At 43.0% G+C, this 20,402-nt stretch carries 12 protein-coding genes; 10 read left to right on the top strand and 2 right to left on the bottom strand.

The features are described from left to right. Positions 1–11: 11 nt before the first annotated feature. The 7 genes from ABIE26_RS05240 (at position 12) to ABIE26_RS05210 (ending at position 15,605) form a co-directional block, all read left to right on the top strand. Complete coding sequence (locus ABIE26_RS05240) at positions 12–2,180, top strand: S46 family peptidase (RefSeq protein ID WP_310139266.1); 2,169 nt, start codon at positions 12–14, stop codon at positions 2,178–2,180. Positions 2,181–2,248: 68 nt separating this feature from the next. Further along, a complete protein-coding gene (locus ABIE26_RS05235) occupies positions 2,249–2,500 on the top strand; it encodes a hypothetical protein (RefSeq protein WP_310139267.1) in 252 nt (83 codons plus the stop codon). 326 nt (positions 2,501–2,826) lie between these two features. Next, positions 2,827–3,405, top strand: coding sequence for a hypothetical protein (locus ABIE26_RS05230; RefSeq protein ID WP_310139268.1), 579 nt, complete (start codon positions 2,827–2,829; stop codon positions 3,403–3,405). Between the two features lie 132 nt (positions 3,406–3,537). Continuing rightward, positions 3,538–10,164 (top strand): polyketide synthase, encoded by a 6,627-nt coding sequence (locus ABIE26_RS05225; protein WP_310139270.1) that lies wholly within the window; start codon positions 3,538–3,540, stop codon positions 10,162–10,164. A 4-nt stretch (positions 10,165–10,168) separates the two neighbouring features. Next, positions 10,169–14,158 (top strand): non-ribosomal peptide synthetase, encoded by a 3,990-nt coding sequence (locus ABIE26_RS05220; RefSeq protein ID WP_310139272.1) that lies wholly within the window; start codon positions 10,169–10,171, stop codon positions 14,156–14,158. Continuing rightward, on the top strand, positions 14,159–14,806 hold the full coding sequence (locus tag ABIE26_RS05215; protein ID WP_310139274.1) for a 4'-phosphopantetheinyl transferase family protein: 648 nt from the start codon (positions 14,159–14,161) through the stop codon (positions 14,804–14,806). It abuts the gene before it with no gap. Between the two features lie 73 nt (positions 14,807–14,879). Further along, complete coding sequence (locus ABIE26_RS05210) at positions 14,880–15,605, top strand: TylF/MycF/NovP-related O-methyltransferase (RefSeq protein WP_310139275.1); 726 nt, start codon at positions 14,880–14,882, stop codon at positions 15,603–15,605. Positions 15,606–15,612: 7 nt separating this feature from the next. Here the strand turns inward: ABIE26_RS05210 and ABIE26_RS05205 are convergent, their stop codons facing one another. Further along, positions 15,613–16,779 carry a glycosyltransferase family 2 protein gene (locus ABIE26_RS05205; RefSeq protein WP_310139276.1) on the bottom strand — a complete coding sequence of 389 codons (1,167 nt, stop codon included), beginning with the start codon at positions 16,777–16,779 and terminating at the stop codon, positions 15,613–15,615. Next, positions 16,780–17,697: a glycosyltransferase family 2 protein gene (locus ABIE26_RS05200; RefSeq protein WP_310139278.1), complete on the bottom strand. Its 918-nt coding sequence runs from the start codon at positions 17,695–17,697 to the stop codon at positions 16,780–16,782. A 302-nt stretch (positions 17,698–17,999) separates the two neighbouring features. On the opposite strand from ABIE26_RS05200, the gene ABIE26_RS05195 reads away from it, so the two are divergent. From ABIE26_RS05195 to ABIE26_RS05185, 3 genes are read left to right on the top strand one after another with little or no spacing between them, the layout of a single operon-like run. Beyond that, positions 18,000–18,872 (top strand): beta-1,6-N-acetylglucosaminyltransferase, encoded by an 873-nt coding sequence (locus tag ABIE26_RS05195; protein ID WP_310139279.1) that lies wholly within the window; start codon positions 18,000–18,002, stop codon positions 18,870–18,872. After that, complete coding sequence (locus tag ABIE26_RS05190) at positions 18,860–19,234, top strand: sugar 3,4-ketoisomerase (protein WP_310139281.1); 375 nt, start codon at positions 18,860–18,862, stop codon at positions 19,232–19,234. Before ABIE26_RS05195 ends, ABIE26_RS05190 begins: the two co-directional genes overlap by 13 nt. Next, a complete protein-coding gene (locus ABIE26_RS05185) occupies positions 19,209–20,306 on the top strand; it encodes a DegT/DnrJ/EryC1/StrS family aminotransferase (protein WP_310139283.1) in 1,098 nt (365 codons plus the stop codon). Before ABIE26_RS05190 ends, ABIE26_RS05185 begins: the two co-directional genes overlap by 26 nt. The last annotated feature ends 96 nt before the right edge of the window (positions 20,307–20,402 follow it).

Here is a 20,402-nt window from a genome sequence, read left to right as displayed (position 1 = left end):
AAACAATACAGATGAATAAAAAAACCTTAGTTGCTTCGCTGTTGACCTGCTCACTGCTTACAGTTGGTGTGTTACAATCGGGTTACAAACCCTGGGAAGAAGGAATGTTCCCCTTAAGTGAGCTCCACAAGCTTGATTTGAAGAAAGCAGGCCTGAAGATCAGTCAGAATGAAATTTATAATCCTAATGGCACCAGCCTGGTCGACGCCCTGGTTAATGTAGGCGGATGTACAGGATCGTTTGTTTCTAACCAGGGGCTGATCATCACCAACCACCATTGTGCTTTTAGTGCAGTACAACTGGCCAGCACTCCGGAACACGATTACCTGACCAATGGTTTTGTAGCCGGAACACGTGAACAGGAAATTGAAGCAAAAGGATTAACCTGCCGTATAACTGACAGTTATGAAGATGTTTCTGACAAAGTCCTGGGGGCCGTGGCGCAGGTTGCCGACCCTGCTTCCCGATTGAAACTGATTAATGATGCCATGAAAAACATTGCCTCAGAAGCCGAAAAGAAAGACCCTTCTATACAGGCTGAGGTATCAGAAATGTTTATTGGAAAAACTTATGTACTGTTTCGCTATAAAACCATACAAGACGTACGCCTGGTGTATGTACCAAACCGGCAGATCGGCGAATATGGAGGTGAGACCGACAACTGGGTGTGGCCACGCCACACCGGTGATTTCTCGTTTATGCGTGCTTATGTAGCACCCGACGGGAAACCGGCCAAATACTCAAAGAACAACGTCCCTTACAGCCCTAAAAAATTCCTGAAGGTTAATGCAAATGGTACCAACGAAGAGGATTTTGTATTTATACTGGGTTATCCGGGCAGAACTTTCCGCCATCGCCCTGCGCAGTTTATTGAATACCAGCAGCAATTTGTATTGCCATATGTTTCTGACCTGTACGATTTCCAGAACAAAACCATGGAAGAGGCGGGGAAGAAAGATAAGGCTACTGAGATTAAGCTGGCTACCCGCATTAAAAGAAATGCCAATGTACTGAAAAACTACAGAGGGAAACTGCAGGGACTGAAAGGAATTGACCTTGTTGGCAAAAAGAAAGAAGAAGATGCTGCCCTGGCCAGCTTTATCAACGGCAATGTAGCTGTAAAAGCCCAGTATGGCAGCCTGATGACCGATATTGACAACCTTTACAAGCTCATTAATGGCGATGCCAAAAGGGATTTATGGCTGGCCCAGATCTACAACTCGACCAGCTTGCTTGGGTTATCTAAAAACATAAACGTATTTAAAACTGCAATGGAAGCTTATCCGGCGGCACAACAAGAAGCATTTTTTAGCCAGAACCTGCCCCGCTTAAAACAATTCCTGTCTGGAAATTACGAAGCATTTGACCTGGACGCCGACAGGAACAACTTTAAGCGAATGCTTACTGATGCTGCTGCACTTCCGGCAAACCAAAGGGTAAATGCACTTAACAGCATTGCAGGCGATGAAAAAACAATAGACACTTATATCAACAGCGCTTTTACCGACAGCAGGTTAAAAGACAGCAATTACGTGTTCCGGACTTTACTTGCTTCGCCGAAATCGCTAAAAGACTATAGCGATCCCCTTCTGGTATTTGAAAAGGCAGTTGCGGCACAAATTGCCGAACTGAAACCAGAGAAAGACCGCAGAGAGGGTGTTTTAAACAAATTAATGGGCGATTACGTGAATGTTAAGGAAAAGTTTTTAAAGAAAGGTTTTATCCCGGATGCCAACAGCACATTAAGGCTTACATACGGTTATGTTAGAGGCTACTGGCCTGCGGACGCCTCATACATGCGGCCTTACACCACCATAAAGGGAATACTGGAAAAAGGCAGTACCGGAAACCCGGAGTTTGATTATCCTGCACAGATCAGGGCACTATGGCAAGCCAAAGATTTTGGTCCGTTCGAGAAAAAAGACCTTAAAGATGTTCCTGTTGCCTTTTTGTACAATATGGATACCACAGGAGGTAATTCGGGATCTCCCATCATGAATGCCAATGGCGAGCTGATCGGCGTAAATTTCGACCGTGCTTATGGCGCTACTATTAACGATTATGCATGGAACGAAAGTTACAGCAGATCTATTGGAGTCGACATCCGTTATGTACTTTGGGTGGCTGCAAAAATCGACAAGGCAAACTTCCTTTTAAAAGAAATGGGCGTAAAAATATAGCCCCTGAATAAATTACCTTACAGCCATCCCTCGCCTGAGCGGATGGCTTTTTTTAAACATAAAAACATATGAGAGTATTAGCAGAACTGCCACACCCGGATTGTAAGATCACCCTGTTTAACATGAACCAGAAATACATTGTGAAATTTGAACAGGGCACACTGGAACAGAGTTATAAATTATCGGAGCTTGACCTTACGGGAGGAGGGGCAAATGAAATCTTCCAGATGCTGGATGAAACTTTTATTGCAACTGTAGTGGAACGTTTTAAGGGAATGCGCAAGGATTTTTCGGAGGCTTACAACAGGCAGCAGTATTAGTTTAAACAAAAACATATAAATCACTGTAAAACAAACACATTAAATACAAATCAGAATATAATTCTGTATTTCAGCAACAGAATAAAAAGCAATCACAACATTTAATGAACTTAAGCTTCAACACATCAATAATAAAATATTTGAATTTTAATTAGTTATAACTTAACACAGAATATAATTTTCCCATACAAAAACGCCAAATAAAATTGAAGTCGGGCACTTTTCAGCCAATTTTTCCGTTTTCTATAAAATGAGAGATTTGAAATTGCCAATCCGGGTTTTATTTAGAATATTTGCCAAACACATACCGCCTGCCGGACAAGATCATGAAAAATAAAAGCCTGTTTATTAGCCTGCCCATTTTAGTTTTGCTATACATCTCCTGCAATAAAATATCGGAGAATGTTGAACGGGATATCATCTTTAAGGATAGTGTTTTTTTTGATATTCCGGTGCTGAGCAGCATTACTGATCCGTATACACTGCCCGATCTCCAATCCGCCGTTAGTATTGGAGATCAGATCAACAACCAGGTAAAGGGTTTTACTACCGATCATATTAAACAGATAAAAATAACCAGCCTGAATATGCTGTTGGGGATTACAGAAAAGGACAAAAACGGAAGAGATTCTATTGACACCCAAAACAATTTTGGCAACCTTGAAACGGTAAAATGGGAAATCACAAACGGAGCAGACACCAATTTGGTTGGAAGTGCCAGCGTTTCATCAACAGGGGTACTGAGTACGCTTGCCATACCGCTTAGCATACCTCCGGAAATATTGAAGCCTTACCTAATTGGCGACACAAAAAAATACAGGGTAATTGTTAAGGCAAAAAAAGCCACCAGCAAACCCATGAAAGTAAAGACCATGGCCATTTACACAGTTACACTGGCAAAGTAACTGGTTTGTTATCGAACCAGTTTTTTTCTCAGGTTATCTTTTTTTTAGTATTTTTGAAGATGCTGAACTTTGTCTGGCAGTCAACCAATTCTAAATTTGCCTCTCTATATGATTAATCATAAAAAACCAAATATGAACACTGATCTGTTGGTTCATCACCTTTTTGAAGAGGCTGCTAAAAAATACCCTTCAACTGTTGCGGTTTCATTCCATGATCAATCAGTCACTTACGAAGAATTAGATAAAAAAGCTACAGCACTTGCGGGCTACATTGTTTCTGTCGCCCCTTCACAGGAAATCATAGGTATCAGCGCAACACGTTCTATCGAAATGATTGTAGGTGTGCTGGCCATTCTTAAATCAGGAAAGGCTTATCTCCCACTGGACCCGAACTATCCTGAACAACGTTTGGAGCAGATTGTGGCCGATTCCCGAATTTCTTATATAGCGGCCCGTGCTGAGCAATCCGATTTTTTTAAGGTACTGGGCTTAAAAACTATTGCATCCGACGAAACCTATTCTATTGAAGCACCCGGAGCGATTCAACAGGGACTAAATGGCTGTATCCTTTACACTTCCGGCTCGACCGGTAAACCAAAGGGCGTATGTCTTGGACATGAGGGGCTTAGTAATTTCATAAGCTGGCAGCAAGAAAACTCCATTTGTGGCCCTGAAGTACAGTCGTTACAGTTCTGTCACCTGAGTTTCGATGCCTCCTTTATGGAGATTTTTATGGCGCTTACCCAGGGTGGCACCCTGCACCTGATTACAGAAGATGACAGATTAGATGGGGGAAGATTGCTTGATTTTATCCGCACTAAGCAGATCAATAAAATATTCCTGCCTTATGTAACTTTACAATACCTGGCAGAGGCCGCTGTTAAAGAGCAAAAAGTACCCGATTATTTAACTGAAGTAACGACCGGAGGTGAACTGCTGAAAATTACGCCGACGATAAGGCAGTTTTTCAATAGTTTAAATAAGGGAAAACTACTGAATATTTATGGCCCTACTGAAGCGACGGTTTGTGTAACTACACTTGTGTTGGAGGGCGATGCAAACCTGTGGGCTGACATTCCGACAATCGGCAGTCCAATGGCGGGTGCCCGGATCTTTTTCCTTGATGAAAATCAGCAACCTGCCGCAGCGGGTACGGTTGGAGAACTTTGTATTGCAGGGCTTTGCCTGGCCAATGGCTATCTTAACCAACCAGAGCTTAGCGCAGAAAAGTTCGTCTTTTGGGAGCACCCTTCTATCGGACAGGTCAGAATTTACCGGACAGGCGACCTGGGCCGCTTTTTTGAAAACGGAGAAATAGATTTTATAGGCCGGCAGGACGGGCAGGTTAAGATAAGAGGCAACCGTGTGGAGCTTGGTGAAATAGAAATAGCCATAATGAACCAGGGCCAGGCCAATCAATGTGTGGTGGTACTTCGGGAAGACCTGCCAGGAAGGAAGTCGCTTGTAGCTTACCTGGTTTGCGACAAACAGGCATTTGACCCGCAGCAGATCAGGACATATGTTGCTGAAAAACTGCCAGACTATATGGTTCCCGCCAGCTTTGTCCGTATGGATGAACTGCCAAAGACCACCAGTGGAAAAGTAGACAAAAAAGCCCTGCCTAAGCCGGATATAAAAAGACCAGCTATTAATGAGTTGTATAAAAAACCTGTCAGCTTAACTGAAAAAAATATCACTAAAGTTTTGCTGGATGTATTTTTGTACGATAGAATTGGCATCAATGATAACTTTTTTGAACTTGGGGGCAATTCTCTGCTTGCGCAGAAAACGGTATCGGAACTCAGGTACCAGTTCAGTTATCAGCTTCCGATTACAAAGCTTTACCAGTTCCCGACGGTTTCAGGGATGGCTGCGTTCCTGGACAGGCAGCAACAAAAACATAAATTTTCTACCGCTTCAACCTCCACAAACCAGCTAAAAAGCGACATCGCTGTAGTAGGCATGGCAGGAAGGTTTCCCGGGGCAACTTCCATTGATGGATTATGGGATATCCTGGTTCAGGGAAAAGAGACAACCACCTTTTTTGGTCCTGATGAGATCGACTCTTTTGTACCGAATTCTTTAAAAGACGACCCGGCCTACGTAAGGGCAAGGGGTATAATTGACAAGGCAGACGAATTTGATCCTTCGTTTTTTGGAATCAACCAGAAGCTGTCGGAACTCATGGACCCACAACAGCGGATATTTCTGGAAATTGCCCAGGAAGTACTGGAAAAAACAGGGCACCTGATTGCCAATCCCGGGTTCAAAATCGGGGTATTTGCCGGAAGCGGCAGCAATACCTATTACGAGAACAATGTACTGCCCAATGCCGATCTGATTGAAAGGCAGGGTAAGTTGCAGGTGCTGACTGTTAACGAAAAAGACTACATCGCGACAAGAACTGCCTACCACCTTAATTTAAATGGCCCTGCTGTAAGTGTCAACTCCGCCTGTTCAACCTCCCTCCTGGCCATCGCAGAAGCGGTAAATAGTTTACGTGCAGGCCAATGTGATGCGGCACTGGCGGGAGGTTCGAGTGTAACTGTACCCATAAACAGCGGTCACCTGTATCAGGAGGGCGCTATGCTGAGTGCAGACGGACACTGTTGCCCGTTTGACGATGATGCAACGGGAACAGTATTTAGCGACGGCGCCGGTGTGGTGCTTTTAAAAAGGCTGGAAGATGCCGAAAGAAACGGAGATTTCATTTATGGCATCATCAGGGGGGTTGGCGTGAATAACGACGGATCGGGAAAAGGTAGCTTTACCGCCCCGAATACAGAAAGCCAGGCCGATGCCATAGCAATGGCCATTGCGGATGCAGGTGTAGATCCGGCCGACATCAGCTATATAGAAGCGCATGGTACAGGAACTCCGCTGGGCGACCCTATAGAATTTGAAGGGCTGGTATCGGCCTTTGGCGATCAGCAAAACCGGCAGTACTGTGCCCTTGGGTCTGTAAAAAGTAATTTCGGACACCTGACACAAGCTGCGGGGGTTGCAGGACTGATCAAAACCTGTCTTGCCCTGCAGCATAAGCAACTACCAGCCTCACTTGGCTATAAAAAGCCAAACCGGAATATAGATTTCGTAAACAGTCCTTTTTATGTAAATCACAAACTGACTGACTGGAATGTGAAAGACAAAAGGATTGCAGGTGTGAGTTCTTTTGGTGTAGGTGGGACAAATGTACATGTCGTTTTACAGGAGTACGAAAATTTACCAGTTGCTGCTTCAGCCGGCAGGCCTTTTGAATTGATTACCTGGTCGGCCCTGACCGAAACCAGCAGGGAAAAATATAAAACTGCGCTGACTGGATATCCTTATTCGGGCAGCGACAATTTAGCAGATATCGGCTATACCCTCGCAAAATTCAGAAACGCCTATCATTACCGCAGCTTCCGGGTAGTAAACAGCATTACAGCACTAAAGGCAAAGCTGGAAGAAGGTACTGTAAACAAAGTGGAAAACAATTATCTGGAAGAACTTCCCGGGGAAATCGTTTTCAGCTTTCCGGGCCAGGGTGCACAGTACCTCAACATGGGAAAAGCGCTTTATGAAGGCGAAAGTATTTACAAAGCGGCAATAGATTCGTGTGTGCCTATTTTAATGGAACACATTGGCATAGACATACGCGATATTATTTTTCCGGGGGATACAGACCAGGCAGCGGAAGACAGGTTAAAAAATACTAAATACACCCAACCGGCATTGTTTGTAACCGAATATGCACTGGCCAGGCTGTGGATGCATTGGGGCATCAGGCCCAGCCTGTTTTGCGGGCATAGCATTGGCGAATATGTTGCGGCACACCTGTCGGGCATATTCTCTTTACCGGACGCTTTGAAACTGATTGCTACAAGGGGCTTAATGGTAAGCCAATTGCCGGCAGGCAGTATGCTCTCTGTAAGGGCCAAACACCAGAAAATTGCTCCCCTGCTAAAAGAAGGCCTTTCCATAGCGGCAATAAACAGTCCCGATTTATGTGTTGTTGCCGGCCCTACAGCTGATGTTAAGGCATTTTCAGCTGAACTCGACGGTTTTGAGATTGCCAATAAGCTGCTCTTTACCAGTCATGCCTTTCATTCATCCATGATGGACCCTATTGTAGAGGAATTCAAAAGAACGGTTGCCGAAGTGACACTTTCTGCGCCAAACATCCCAATCGTTTCTACAGTTACCGGCAAGCTCCTTAGTGCCGAACAGGCCACAGACCCCGCGTACTGGGCCAGACATCTAAGAGAAACGGTACGATTTTCAGATGCTGTGGAAACCATTTTAAGCTATGACCATCCTTTATTTCTGGAAGTAGGCCCTGGTGCTGTAACCGCAACTTTAATTAAACAAATTTCGGCAGGAACAAAGCTTACTGCGCCAGCAATTCATTCGATGGCCAATACCGGAAATGACTATGAATCGGTACTGACTGCCCTCGGTTATTTATGGAACCATGGGTTAAATCCCGATTGGGACAACTACTATACAGGGCAGCAAAGAAAGCTATTGCATTTACCTTCCTATCAGTTTGACCGCAAAAAATTCTGGGTAAATCCAAAATCAAACAGCTTACAGCCCCCACCGGTCGCTCAGGAACAAAATAACCAATTTAATGAACACCGAGCCAAGAATATACAAATAATGAGAACAGCAAAACTGACATCAAAAATTAAACAATTACTGGAAGATGCTTCCGGCGTCGAAATGCAGGATGTTGAATCCAACAGGAGCTTCCTGGAAATAGGCCTGGATTCGCTGCTGTTGACACAGGTTGCAATTTCACTTAAAAAAGAGTTTAACTTGCCAATCACCTTCAGAAAGCTGAACGAAGAATATACAACAGTAGAGGCGCTTGTAAACTATATAGACCAGAATACGGCTCCTGATCCGGCGGCAGAAGAACCGGCGACACCAGGCTTTGCAGAGAGCACATTACAAAACCAGGCGGCGCCGGTTTACGGACAAGCTTATGCTCCCGCCTACATCCAGCAGAATGGTATGCCGGCAAATCCTACAGCACTGAGCTTAATCGCACAGCAACTGGATATTTTATCAAAACAAGTATTGCTGATGCAGGGCAATACAGTAACTCCTGTTGCTCCTGTTGCTGTAAACCATCAGCATGCTGTTATGGTTCAGGAGAAAAACACCTCCGCCAACGGAATTGCGGACAAATCTGACCTTACGGCGCAGGAAAAGGTGGAAATCCAGAAACCTTTTGGTGCTACGCCTAAGATTGACCGGCAATCTACCGAACTCAATGAGCGCCAAAACAATTTCCTGAAAGACCTGACCCTCCGCTACAATAAAAAAACGGAAAAAAGTAAGCAGTATGCTGCGGAAAGCAGGGCGTATATGGCCGATCCAAGGGTAGTTTCGGGCTTTAAACCAGCTACCAAAGAACTGGTGTATCCTATCGTGATCAATAAATCATCCGGAAGCCGGATGTGGGACATTGATGGCAATGAATATATTGATGTGCTGAACGGATTTGGTTCCAACATGCTGGGCTATCAGCCTGAAGCTATCAGGAAGGCCATGCACGAACAGGTAGATAGCGGATACGAAGTGGGGCCACAACATGAGCTTGCTGCCGAAGTGAGCAAACTGGTATGTGAGTTTACTGGTTTTGACCGTTCTGCCCTTTGCAGTACAGGATCTGAGGCTGTGCTGGGTTGTATCCGGATTGCCAGGACCGTAACCGGCCGTTCATTAATTGTAGCCTTTACAGGGTCTTATCATGGCATCATAGATGAAGTACTTGTAAGGGGAACCAAAAAACTGAAGTCTTTCCCAGCCGCGGCAGGCATTATGGCAGATGCGGTAAAAAACATATTGGTGCTGGATTATGGAACCGATGAAGCACTTGCCATCATAAAAGAACGTGCCGGCGAGATTGCAGCTGTTATAGCGGAGCCTATCCAAAGCCGCAGACCCGAATTTGTGCCTATAGACTTTTTAAAAGAGGTAAGAAAAATCACCAGTGAAAATGGTGCAGCATTGATTTTTGATGAAGTAATTACCGGTTTCAGGATGCATCCCGGAGGCGCTCAGGCTTTATTTGACATCAAAGCAGATCTGGCTTCCTACGGAAAGGTAGTTGGTGCAGGCATTCCCATCGGGGTAATTGCAGGCCGAAAAGAATTTATGGATGCCCTTGACGGGGGTACCTGGAACTATGGCGACCAGTCTTACCCTGAAGTGGGTGTAACCTATTTTGCGGGCACCTTTGTAAGGCATCCTTTGGCGCTTGCTTCTGCCAGGGCCTCATTGAAGTACATGCAGGAAAAAGGCCCTGATCTGCAGCAATCCTTAAATGATAAAGGAGCTTATATTACTTCAGTACTGAACCAGGAGATCGGAAAACGACAGCTGCCATTTTTTGTAGCCAATTACGGATCATTATGGAAGATTAAATTTCATGAAGAAGTCCCTTACAGTGAATTGATGTTTACCTTGATGCGTGAAAAAGGCATCCACATACTGGATGGCTTTCCCTGCTTTATAACTGAAGCCACCACGATGGAGGACCTGGATAAGGTAATCGAATGTTTCAGGGAGAGTATGGACGAAATGATTGGTGCCGGTTTTTTTTCGGCCGCCCCTCAATACGCCATAAATGAAACTCAACCGGTTGTAATGGATGCGGGCAGCCCACCCGTTGAAGGTGCAAGGTTAGGTAAAGATGCCGATGGTAACCCCGCATGGTTTATTGAAGATCAGCAAACCCCGGGAAAATACCTGCAAATCAAACCATGAGCAAATGACAGGTAAATATAGTCTTTTAAGTGTGCCATTTGATCCCTTTGCCGGGCATGAAATAGAAAAAGTTGTTGTTACCAATGAATCGCAAAGAGAACTCTGGCTGTCTTGTATCCTTGGAGGCGAGGACGCCAGCCTGGCCTACAATGAGTCTGTGTCATTAACACTTGAAGGTGAATTAAACCGTTCTGCTTTTAAGGAAGCGTTAAAATTACTTGCTTTAAGACATGAGGCGTTAAGGGCGGTTTTAAGTCCGAATGGTGAGCAGCTGATCATTTATAAAGATTTAACTCCCGAGCTGCTGGAATATGACATTCAGGAGTTTTCTGACGTAGCCTGGCGGAATAAAGTAAATGAATTTATACATGAAGAAATAGGAAAGCCTTTTGACCTCTACTCAGGCCCTTTGCTTAGGCTTTACCTGCATCAGATTAATGCGCTTACACACCATTTTACGTTAATTATCCATCACATTATTGGTGATGGCTGGTCGATAGGTATTATACTCGAAGACCTGGGCAAGTTGTATAATGCCTGCTGTAACGCCGAAACCGCAGATCTTCCCGATGCAGAACAGATCAGCGATTATGCAGTACTGCAGACCGACTTTAAAAAAAGTACAGAATACGCAGACACACAGCGGTTCTGGTTAAACCAATATAAAGAAAATGTTCCTGTACTAAACCTGCCGCTTGATTTCAGCAGGCCCGTTAACAGGACGTACAGGGGTAAACGGAATGACTATCCGCTAGACAATGAATTGCTGGCAAAGCTGAAGCAGCTTTCGGCAAAATCAGGCACCAGTCTGGTTACCACCTTAATCACAGCTTTTGAATGTTACCTGTATCATCGTACAGGACAAGAAGATATAGTATTGGGCCTTCCATCTGCGGGGCAGTCGGCCACGGGTTTTTTCGGTCTTGTTGGCCATTGTGTAAACCTGCTTCCGCTTAAAAGCCATATTGAAGCCCATTTGTCATTTTCTGATTATCTGAAAATCAGAAAAACACAAATTTATGATGCCTACGACTACCAGCGGTTAACCTTTGGGGAGCTGTTGAAAACATTGAATATCAAGAGGGACAAATCGAGCATCCCCCTGGTGCCTGTTGTTTTCAATGTAGACATGGGGATGGATGAAAGGGTGAAGTTCAAGGGTCTGAAGCATGCCTTATTTTCTAATCCGCGTGTTTGTCAGACCTTCGAGATCTCGTTGAATGTAAACGGTTCCAAGGAATCAATGATGCTGGAATGGGCTTACAATACACAACTGTTCAGTTCTGAGACCATAGACAGGATGATGGCTGAGCTTGAAACGGTTTTAAATACAGTTACCGAAAATCCGGAAACTGCGATTTATAAGGTACTGCCACACCCCGATCCTTTTCCGCAGTTTTCCGTCTCCGAGGCAGGAATACCGGCAAATGAAAATCTCATAAGTTTGTTTCAGCATCAGGTAAAAAGCAACCCTGAGCAGATTGCACTTGTTTTTGGGGAACAATCCCTTAGCTATATGCAGCTCGACCATTTGTCTAATCAGGTTGCCAATTACCTGATTGAAAATGGGGTCAGCAAAAAAAGCAGGATACCTTTATGCCTGCAGACCTCAACAGAACTTATTGTAGGGATGCTTGGCATTCTTAAAGCCGGGGCGGCCTATGTTCCTATTGACCCTGAGCTTCCACAGGTACGAAAAGATTACATCATTTCCTCCTCTACCAGAGAAGTAATGGTGACAGATACCGGGCTCCTGAGTGACATCCCTGTTTATGGCGATATGCTTTATCTTTCGCTTGACAAGAAAGACAGTCCGGTTTGGCAGGCTTCAAACCAGGACACAGGCATAACAATCCATGATGAGGACCTGATCTATATTATTTACACCTCAGGATCTACTGGAGCACCGAAAGGTGTAATGATCGGGCACGGTTCAATCACCGATTATCTGTATGGTTTGAAAGAACGCCTTCCCGAAATCACAAACTGTAAAAGCTATGCCCTTGGCACTTCCGTATCTACTGACCTTGGAAACACCATACTTTTCAGCGCGCTTACTTTTGGCGGCACATTGCATTTATTTGCAAAGGAAAATTTTAACAATCCTTTGTTCAGTCACAATTACTTTAAGTCACATCGTATAGATTTTTTAAAGATTGTGCCATCGCACTGGAAATACCTGATGCTGGATGAAAAAGGGCTGTTCCCTGCAAAAATCTTAATGTTTGGGGGTGAATCACTTCCAGCCGATTTTATTGAGACTATCAGTTCAGGGAGCAATGATTGCCTCCTTGTAAACCATTACGGTCCTACGGAAACAACGATAGGAAAACTGATACACAGGGTGGATAAACAGTTCGCTTATCAGGGAACCGTACCTATAGGCCGGCCATTTTCAAACACCGAGGTGTATGTTGTAGACAAGCATTTCAACAGAACCCTTACGGGAGTTCCCGGAGAACTTTACATTGGTGGAAAGGGTTTGGCGCAGGGTTACCTGAACAATCCTTCGCTTACAGACACTGTCTTCATCAAAAATCCGTTTGTTGAGGAAAAAGATGCCAAAATATATAAAACAGGCGATCTGGTCCGCTGGCTGCCTGATGGGAACATTCAATATCTGGGCAGGATTGACGATCAGGTCAAAATAAGGGGCAACAGAATTGAACTCGGTGAAATACACAATGTACTGCTAAAACATGCAGATGTTGAACAATGTGCGGTAATTGCGGTTGATGTAGAAGGAAACGAGAAAAAACTGGCTGCCTGGGTAGTTCAGAAAAAACAACTCGACAGGGAAGTTCTAATAGCGTACTTACAGGCAAATTTACCCGAATACATGGTTCCACGCCTGATCATGCAGATTGACGAAATTCCGTTGACGGCAAACGGCAAACTGGACAGAAAAAGATTACCAGCCATTGTTAATGATGAACAGCGCAGCTATGTTAAACCGGCAAGTGCAGAAGAGGAATTGATAGAAAGGATCTGGTCGGCCGCGCTTGGGTTGCCAAAAGTTAGCGTTACTGATGACTTTTTTGAACTGGGCGGGCACTCACTGATTGCCATCAGGGTAATGGTAGAAATTGAACGGCAAACCGGGCAGCGTTTGCCACTGGCCAGTCTGTTTGACCATTCCAGTATACAAAAGCTGGCCCTTTTGTTGAAAAAAGATGAGCCCCTGCTACCGAAATGGGATGCCCTTGTGCCAATTAAACCTGCCGGCAGCAAGAAACCTGTTTACCTCGTTCATGGAGGTGGATTGAACATCCTGGTGTTCCAGTCTATGTCGAAATTCATGGATCCTGACCAACCCGTATATGCTTTACAGGCCCTTGGGCTTAATGGACAAACCACATTGTACCACACCATTGAAGAAATTGCAGCAAAGTATATTTCGGAAGTTCAGGAAGCCGATCCGCATGGTCCTTACCTGCTTGCGGGATATTCGCTTGGTGGAAAAATTGCCTATGAGATGGCCCGGCAACTCCTTGCCTCTGGAAAAGAGGTAAAAATGCTTGGGATATTTGACACTTATACCGGTTCGTCCAGTCAGGGCACAAAAAAAATTGTCGAAAAACTAAAGCGGCAACTGCATAAAATACCTTTCTTCTTTGATCAGTTTACCCGAAGGCCAGCCATTGCTTTTGGCTATCAATGGCTGCTGCTTAAGAAAAAAATAAGCAAGTTAATGGGAAGGTTTAAAGAGCCTGATACTGAGATTTTCACCTACGACCATGAAATTGCCCGTAGCTATGAAGAAGCCTACCGGGTATACAGGCTAACGCCTATGGACATTGAAATTGATCTTTTCCGGGCCAAAGAACGTATTTATTATCTGGACGACCTGATTTTTCTGGGCTGGAAACCCTATGGAATGAAAGGCGTTAATGTACATGAAGTTCCTGGCGATCATAAGACTTTTCTCTATCCCCCTTATGACAAGGCCCTGGCTGAGATTTTACAAGAGGCAATAGATAACAAAAAGCAATAAATGAAACCTGACTTTTCAGAAAATCATGTATTTGTTATGGATACCGACAGGTATTACAGCCAGGTAAAAGACAGTTATGAGGGCGTATTAACTGAACAGGAGTGTAAAAAAGCCCTGAGGTTTTTAAGGGTTGAAGATTACAGGAATTATGTGGCCCGAAAATATTTTGTAAGAAAGCTGCTTGCCGTATACCTTGATGAAGGCCCGCAGGAAATAACATTTCAATTGTCCGCACAAAAGAAACCCTATATTGAAGGTATTGAATTTAACGTGAGCCATAGTGCAGAAATGGCCGTTATTGCATTGAGCAAAGCTCCGGTAGGAATTGACATTGAATTTGTAAAGACCGATTTTTCTTATCATACGCTGCTGGCGGATTGTTTTGACAGCGAAGAACAGGATGCCATTCACAAGGCAAATGACCAATTGCTCGCTTTTTATACCTTATGGACAAGAAAAGAGGCCCTTTTAAAAGCATCAGGCGATGGCCTGGTTAAAGAACAATTGAATGAGGTTAATGTACTGCAGAACAAAACAGTTCATCACCGCAAGACTTACCATCTGTTTTCGACCTTGCTGACAGAAAATTATATGATGAGCACAGCTTTTACCTTATCATCAATAAAAACACATTACTGGAATGTTTAAATTACACCTATTGCTCAATTAAATCAAAAACATTCTGTAATTTAAAATCCGGACTGACCAAAGAACTGAATTTATGGACAACTATTTTATTACAAAGCCACCTTATACCAAAGCAAGACATAACCAGTCGCTCCTGAAACTTGTAAAGTTTTTGAACAAAGTTTTTAGAAAGTTAAAACTTGGCCTGGTGATTAGTCCTATAGATACGACTGTAGATATGAACACAATTGAACAGCGAATCAATTATTACCATTTACTGAATATGGTAATACAGAAAGGTATAGCAGGTGACGTGGTAGAACTGGGATGTTTTTCCGGACAGTGTGCGCTGCTTTTTGAAAAAGTTCTTGAGCAGAACCATTCTGATAAAAAACTGCACCTGTACGATTCATTTGAGATTAAGTTTGCGGAGAAAGGAAATGTAGAAGATGTTTTAAAAGAAAGCTTCGGCCTGGCCAACCTCAGGCTACCGGAACTGCACAAGGGCTATTTTGAGCAAACCTTACCCGGACAACTGCCTGAAAAGATAGCTTTTGCGCATATTGACTGCGGCCATGGTGGTGATAAGCTGCAGCACAAGGAAATTATGTTATTCTGCTTTGAGCAAATTTACCCTAAAATGTCGCCAGGTTCAATATGCGTTTTGATGGACTACAACGATCCTGATGTCAATGGCCCGGGGCATGATGCCAACCCTGGTGTTAAACTGGCATGGGATGAGTTTTTTAAAGATAAGCCCGAACAAATTGTGCCTTTATATGGCAACCAGTATTTTCATGCCTATTTCACAAAACAATAAACAGGCTTTATTTTCTTTTTGATTTTTCCCAGGCCGCGCTCTGTGCTTTTCTGAAATACCTGAATATGCCGGCTACAACTGCATAATTCATCATACAGAAATAGTAAGGCACAAAAAGGGCCTTGATGCGGATACTTCTGGATTCAAAAAACATTCCGGCAAGACTAAGCAGGTAAAAAAGGACCTGCATGGCTAACGAAAATTTATAGAACACGATATCTGTTGTTGCAACAATAAGAACGTTAAGGGCAAAGGTAAGCACCAAAAGAAATGGTGTAATTGTCCACCGCAACACCCTGTGACTGAAGTATTGAAAAGTAAGTACCGGATAATAAAAAGGGTTGGCGGCTTTTTTTAGTCTGAAAATAGATTGGATCCCCCCTGCCGCTATCCTTATCTTTCTTTTCAGTTCCTCGGCTGTATTGGCCGATGCAGTTTCCATAGCATATGCTCCCGGTTCATAAGCAATAATATAACCTTTTTCAGCTATCCGCATTGCAATCATATGATCGTCTATAATGGTGTCTGACTCCACAGGCTGATAAAGCGATGTTCTGATGCTGAACAACTCTCCTGCGGCGCCTACATTGGAATACAACTCATAATCCCATTTTTTTAATAAAGATTCATATTTCCAGTAAAAACCCTCTCCTGCAGAACTGGCATCTGCCGTCTCGTCTACAAGTATTCTCTTTTCGCCTGCTACGGCACCTACTTTAGGATTCTGATAATGTTTTACCAGTTCCAGAATGGCATCCCTGTTTAAAAACGTATTGGCATCCGTAAACACCGTTACTTCACCTTCAATAAATGGAATGGCCCTTTTTATGGCTGCCATTTTTCCTTCACGACGGTCTTCATGCAGTAAAACAACTTCCTTAAAAGTTCTCACCCTTTCGGCGGTACCATCTGAGGAGCCATCGGTAATAAATATAAACTGTATCTTTTCAGCAGGATAATTGAGCTGAAGTGTATTGTTTATTTTCTCAACAATGATGTCTTCTTCATTATAGGCAGCTATAAGGAGGGTAACGTTTGGCAATTTATGTACAGCACTAAAATCGGATGCTTTGACAAAAAATCTCTTGATCTTTACCAGAACATACAATACTATACCGTAACCGATAAATGTATATACAATAAGAAAGAGGCTGATCCAGAAAGCTATTATCATTTATCTGTTAATTTTAAATCCAAGGTTGTTGCTGTTTTTTGAATTGACGAAATTCCATGTTATTCCTTTACACACCCATTTTACCAGGTCTGATCTGCCTTTTAACAAATAAACTATAATTTGCTTGCTGCAGGCAAATAAAATGTAATAAATACTAAAAAGTAAGGTATTCAGGATACCGGTATTCCTTCTGATGAAAAGCATCCTGTTCCTGGTCATAAAATAAGTTTTGATGCTGCTTTCCTTTCCTACGCTCATAGATTCTTTATGGTAGATACGGGTTTTACCGGTGAACCAGATCTTCTTTCCTGCCTTCATGAATTGCTCGCACCAGTCGAGCTCTTCATAATATAAAAAGAATTGTTCGGCCATCGGGCCAATTGCCTCCAGATCTTTTTTACGGCACATCATTGCTGCACCATGACAAAAGCCAGTTTCTCTGCTATCCAGGTTATACTGGCCTTTATCGGTTTCCATATTTCCAATGCCTTTGTTGCGGCAGGTAAGGTAATTCATTTTTGTAAAGCCAGCATATTGTATAATTTCCGGCTGGTCAAAATAAAGGATCAATGGAGAAAGCAGACCAATGTCAGGATGCTGTTCGAACTCTGCAAGCATTACCGGAACAAGGTTCGCGGTAATTTCAGTATCATTATTCAACAATAAAAGAAAATCCCCTTTTGCCACTTCCACCCCCAGATTGTTTCCACCTGCAAAGCCCAGGTTATGCTCAGACCTGATGTAGACCAGGCCTGGATATACGGCTTTATAAGCATCACCATGATCCTCGCTGCTTCCATTACATACCACAATTACCTCCACTTCGTTCACAGAGGTATGCTGTTTAACCGATTTAAGAAAGTCTATAGTTACCTGAGGCTGATTAAAATTTACGGTGATGATAGAGGTCGTCTTCATGAACAGTAAAAATAGTTCTTTCCTATATTAAAACAAGAAGAAACCATCATGATTTTTTTAACCAATAACTGTCTAAATAAATTGTGCTTACCACTTCTAAATACAGAATAAGCAAAAGAGCATATGTAACAGCATGTAACAATTTCAAATAATAAACCATTATTCTGATTTATTGGAATACATTTCATATTTTTGGACATAAGGATAACCTATTTAAAAACATCTACAAGCTTAATTTCACTAAACATGTGTATCATCTGATGCAGATTAGTATTATTTTGTTTGTTATTAAACCCGGAAACATGCGCATCGCTCATCTTGTACTGACCTATACCAATCCTAAGCAAACCGAAAGAATGATCAGGAGGATGATGCATGATGATTTCGACTTTTATATTCATGTTGACCAAAAGTTCGAGATTGCCCCCCACCTTATTCTGGGACAGCTTCCAAATGTTTACTTTATCCAAAATCGGGTAGATGTGCGGTGGGCTGGCTATAATACTGTAAAAGCCACCTTCGAATGTATTAAAGAGATTGTTGCAACCGGTATTGAATACGATTTTATCAATTTATTGAGCGGACAGGACTATCCGCTCCGGTCGGCCGATGTGATGGCAGATTTTTTTCGTCAGCATAAGGGTTATGAGTTTCTCAAATATAAAGACATTAAAAACGACTGGACCGAAGGGCAATTAAGGATGCAGAAGTACTTTCTGATCAATCATAAGCTAAAAGGTAAGTATAAAATAGAACGGCTGTTAAATTTCCTGCTGCCGCGTAGAAAAATACCTTACAACCTGCATCCCTACGGGGAATCCATGTTTTGGATGCTAAGTCTGCAGGCTGCGATGTATGTGGTTGACAAGGTTGAAAATGACAAAAAATTAAGCCGGTTCTTTTCTTTATCCTGGGGTACCGACGAATTTGTTTTCCAGACGATCCTGATGAACTCACCTTATAAGGATAAGGTGATAAACGAAAATTACAGGTATATTGACTGGTCGCAGGGCGGGGCAAACCCTAAATTACTGGATGAAGATAATTTTGACGACATTAAGCAGTCGAACATGCTTTTTGCCCGAAAGATGGATCCTGTTAAAAGTTCGAAATTGATGGATTTGATTGATGTAAACCTTTTAACCCTGTGCGGTATAATGACATGGCCCATATAATTAACCTAACTACTTTTAAGGATACCAGGGGTATACTTACTGTTCTTGACCAGGTGGTCGACTTCGAAATCAAACGCCTTTTTTATATTTATGCTGTAGATGATTCTGACCGCGGCGGACACCGGCACCACAATACGCGGCAGGCGGCAATCTGTATACAGGGTTCCTGTCAGATTACCAACAACGATGGTAAAAAATCAGAGGTATTTGACCTTGACTCGCCGGAAAAATGCCTTTTCCTGGAACCCGAAGACTGGCATGTGATGCACAACTTTTCAAAAGATGCCATCCTGCTGGTATTGGCATCTACACCTTTCGACCCTAAAGATTACATATATGAGCCATACAGCGATCCCGTATGAGAACTTAAATAAGTTAAACAAATCATTTGAAAGCTTATTGAAACAAAAATTTTCAGATTTTCTTGATAAAGGATGGTACGTTTTAGGAGAAGAAGTAGTCGCGTTTGAAAAAGAATACGGAGCTTTTAATCAGGAACCTCATGTTGTGGGTGTGGCCAATGGTTTGGATGCACTTATACTGGCCTTGAAATGTTGTAATTTCGACGCTGGTGCTGAAGTACTGGTTCCATCCAATACCTATATTGCAACTATCCTGGCCATTCTGCATTGTAATCTGGTACCCGTCTTCGTAGAACCGGATATAAAAACCTATAACATTGACCCTACACGTATAGCAGAAGCTATAACAGATAAAACGGTGGCCGTTATGGTCGTCCACCTGTATGGGCTATGCTGTGATATGGATCCGATCCTGTCGGTAGTTGAAAAAAGAGGACTGAAACTTATAGAAGACTGTGCGCAGGCACACGGGGCAACTTACAAAGGAAAACTTGCCGGAACATTTGGAGATTTTGCGGCATTTAGTTTTTACCCGACCAAAAACCTGGGAGCCCTTGGCGATGCCGGAGCAGTGATTTGCAAGTCCGAACGGCATTTTAAGCAACTGAAACAATTGCGGAACTACGGTTCGGAAAAAAAATACCTGAATGGCATTGTGGGTTACAATTCGAGATTGGATGAACTCCAGGCTGCATTTTTAAGAATAAAACTCCCTTACCTGGATAAAATCAATACACATAAGAAGAAACTTGCGGCCATTTATCAAAGTTCATTAAACGATGGTTTTATTAAACCAGTAGTGCATTCAGATTTTGATCATGTTTACCATATATATAACATAAGGCATCCTGAAAGAGACAGGCTGAAAGCCTACCTGCTTGAACATCATATAGGAACAGAGATACATTATCCGGTTGCCCCGCACAAACAAAAAGCCATGCAGTCTATGAACCACATGAGCTTCCCTGTATCTGAAGAAATCCATAATACAACTTTAAGTTTGCCCTGCTCCTTTGCACATAGTGAAGCAGATATATACCGTGTTGTAGAGATTTTGAATAAATTTAAATAAATTTGGTACATGCACTATCTGATAAAAGAGCTCGTACCCCCGGTTTTTAATGCGCTTAGGTGGTATAGTTTCAAATACGGCTGGAAGGGAAACTTA

It is taken from the genome of Pedobacter africanus (assembly GCF_040548825.1).
GTDB lineage: Bacteria > Bacteroidota > Bacteroidia > Sphingobacteriales > Sphingobacteriaceae > Pedobacter > Pedobacter africanus_A.
Note: the sequence above shows the minus strand (reverse complement) of the source record. Positions and strands in the feature narration are given on the sequence as shown.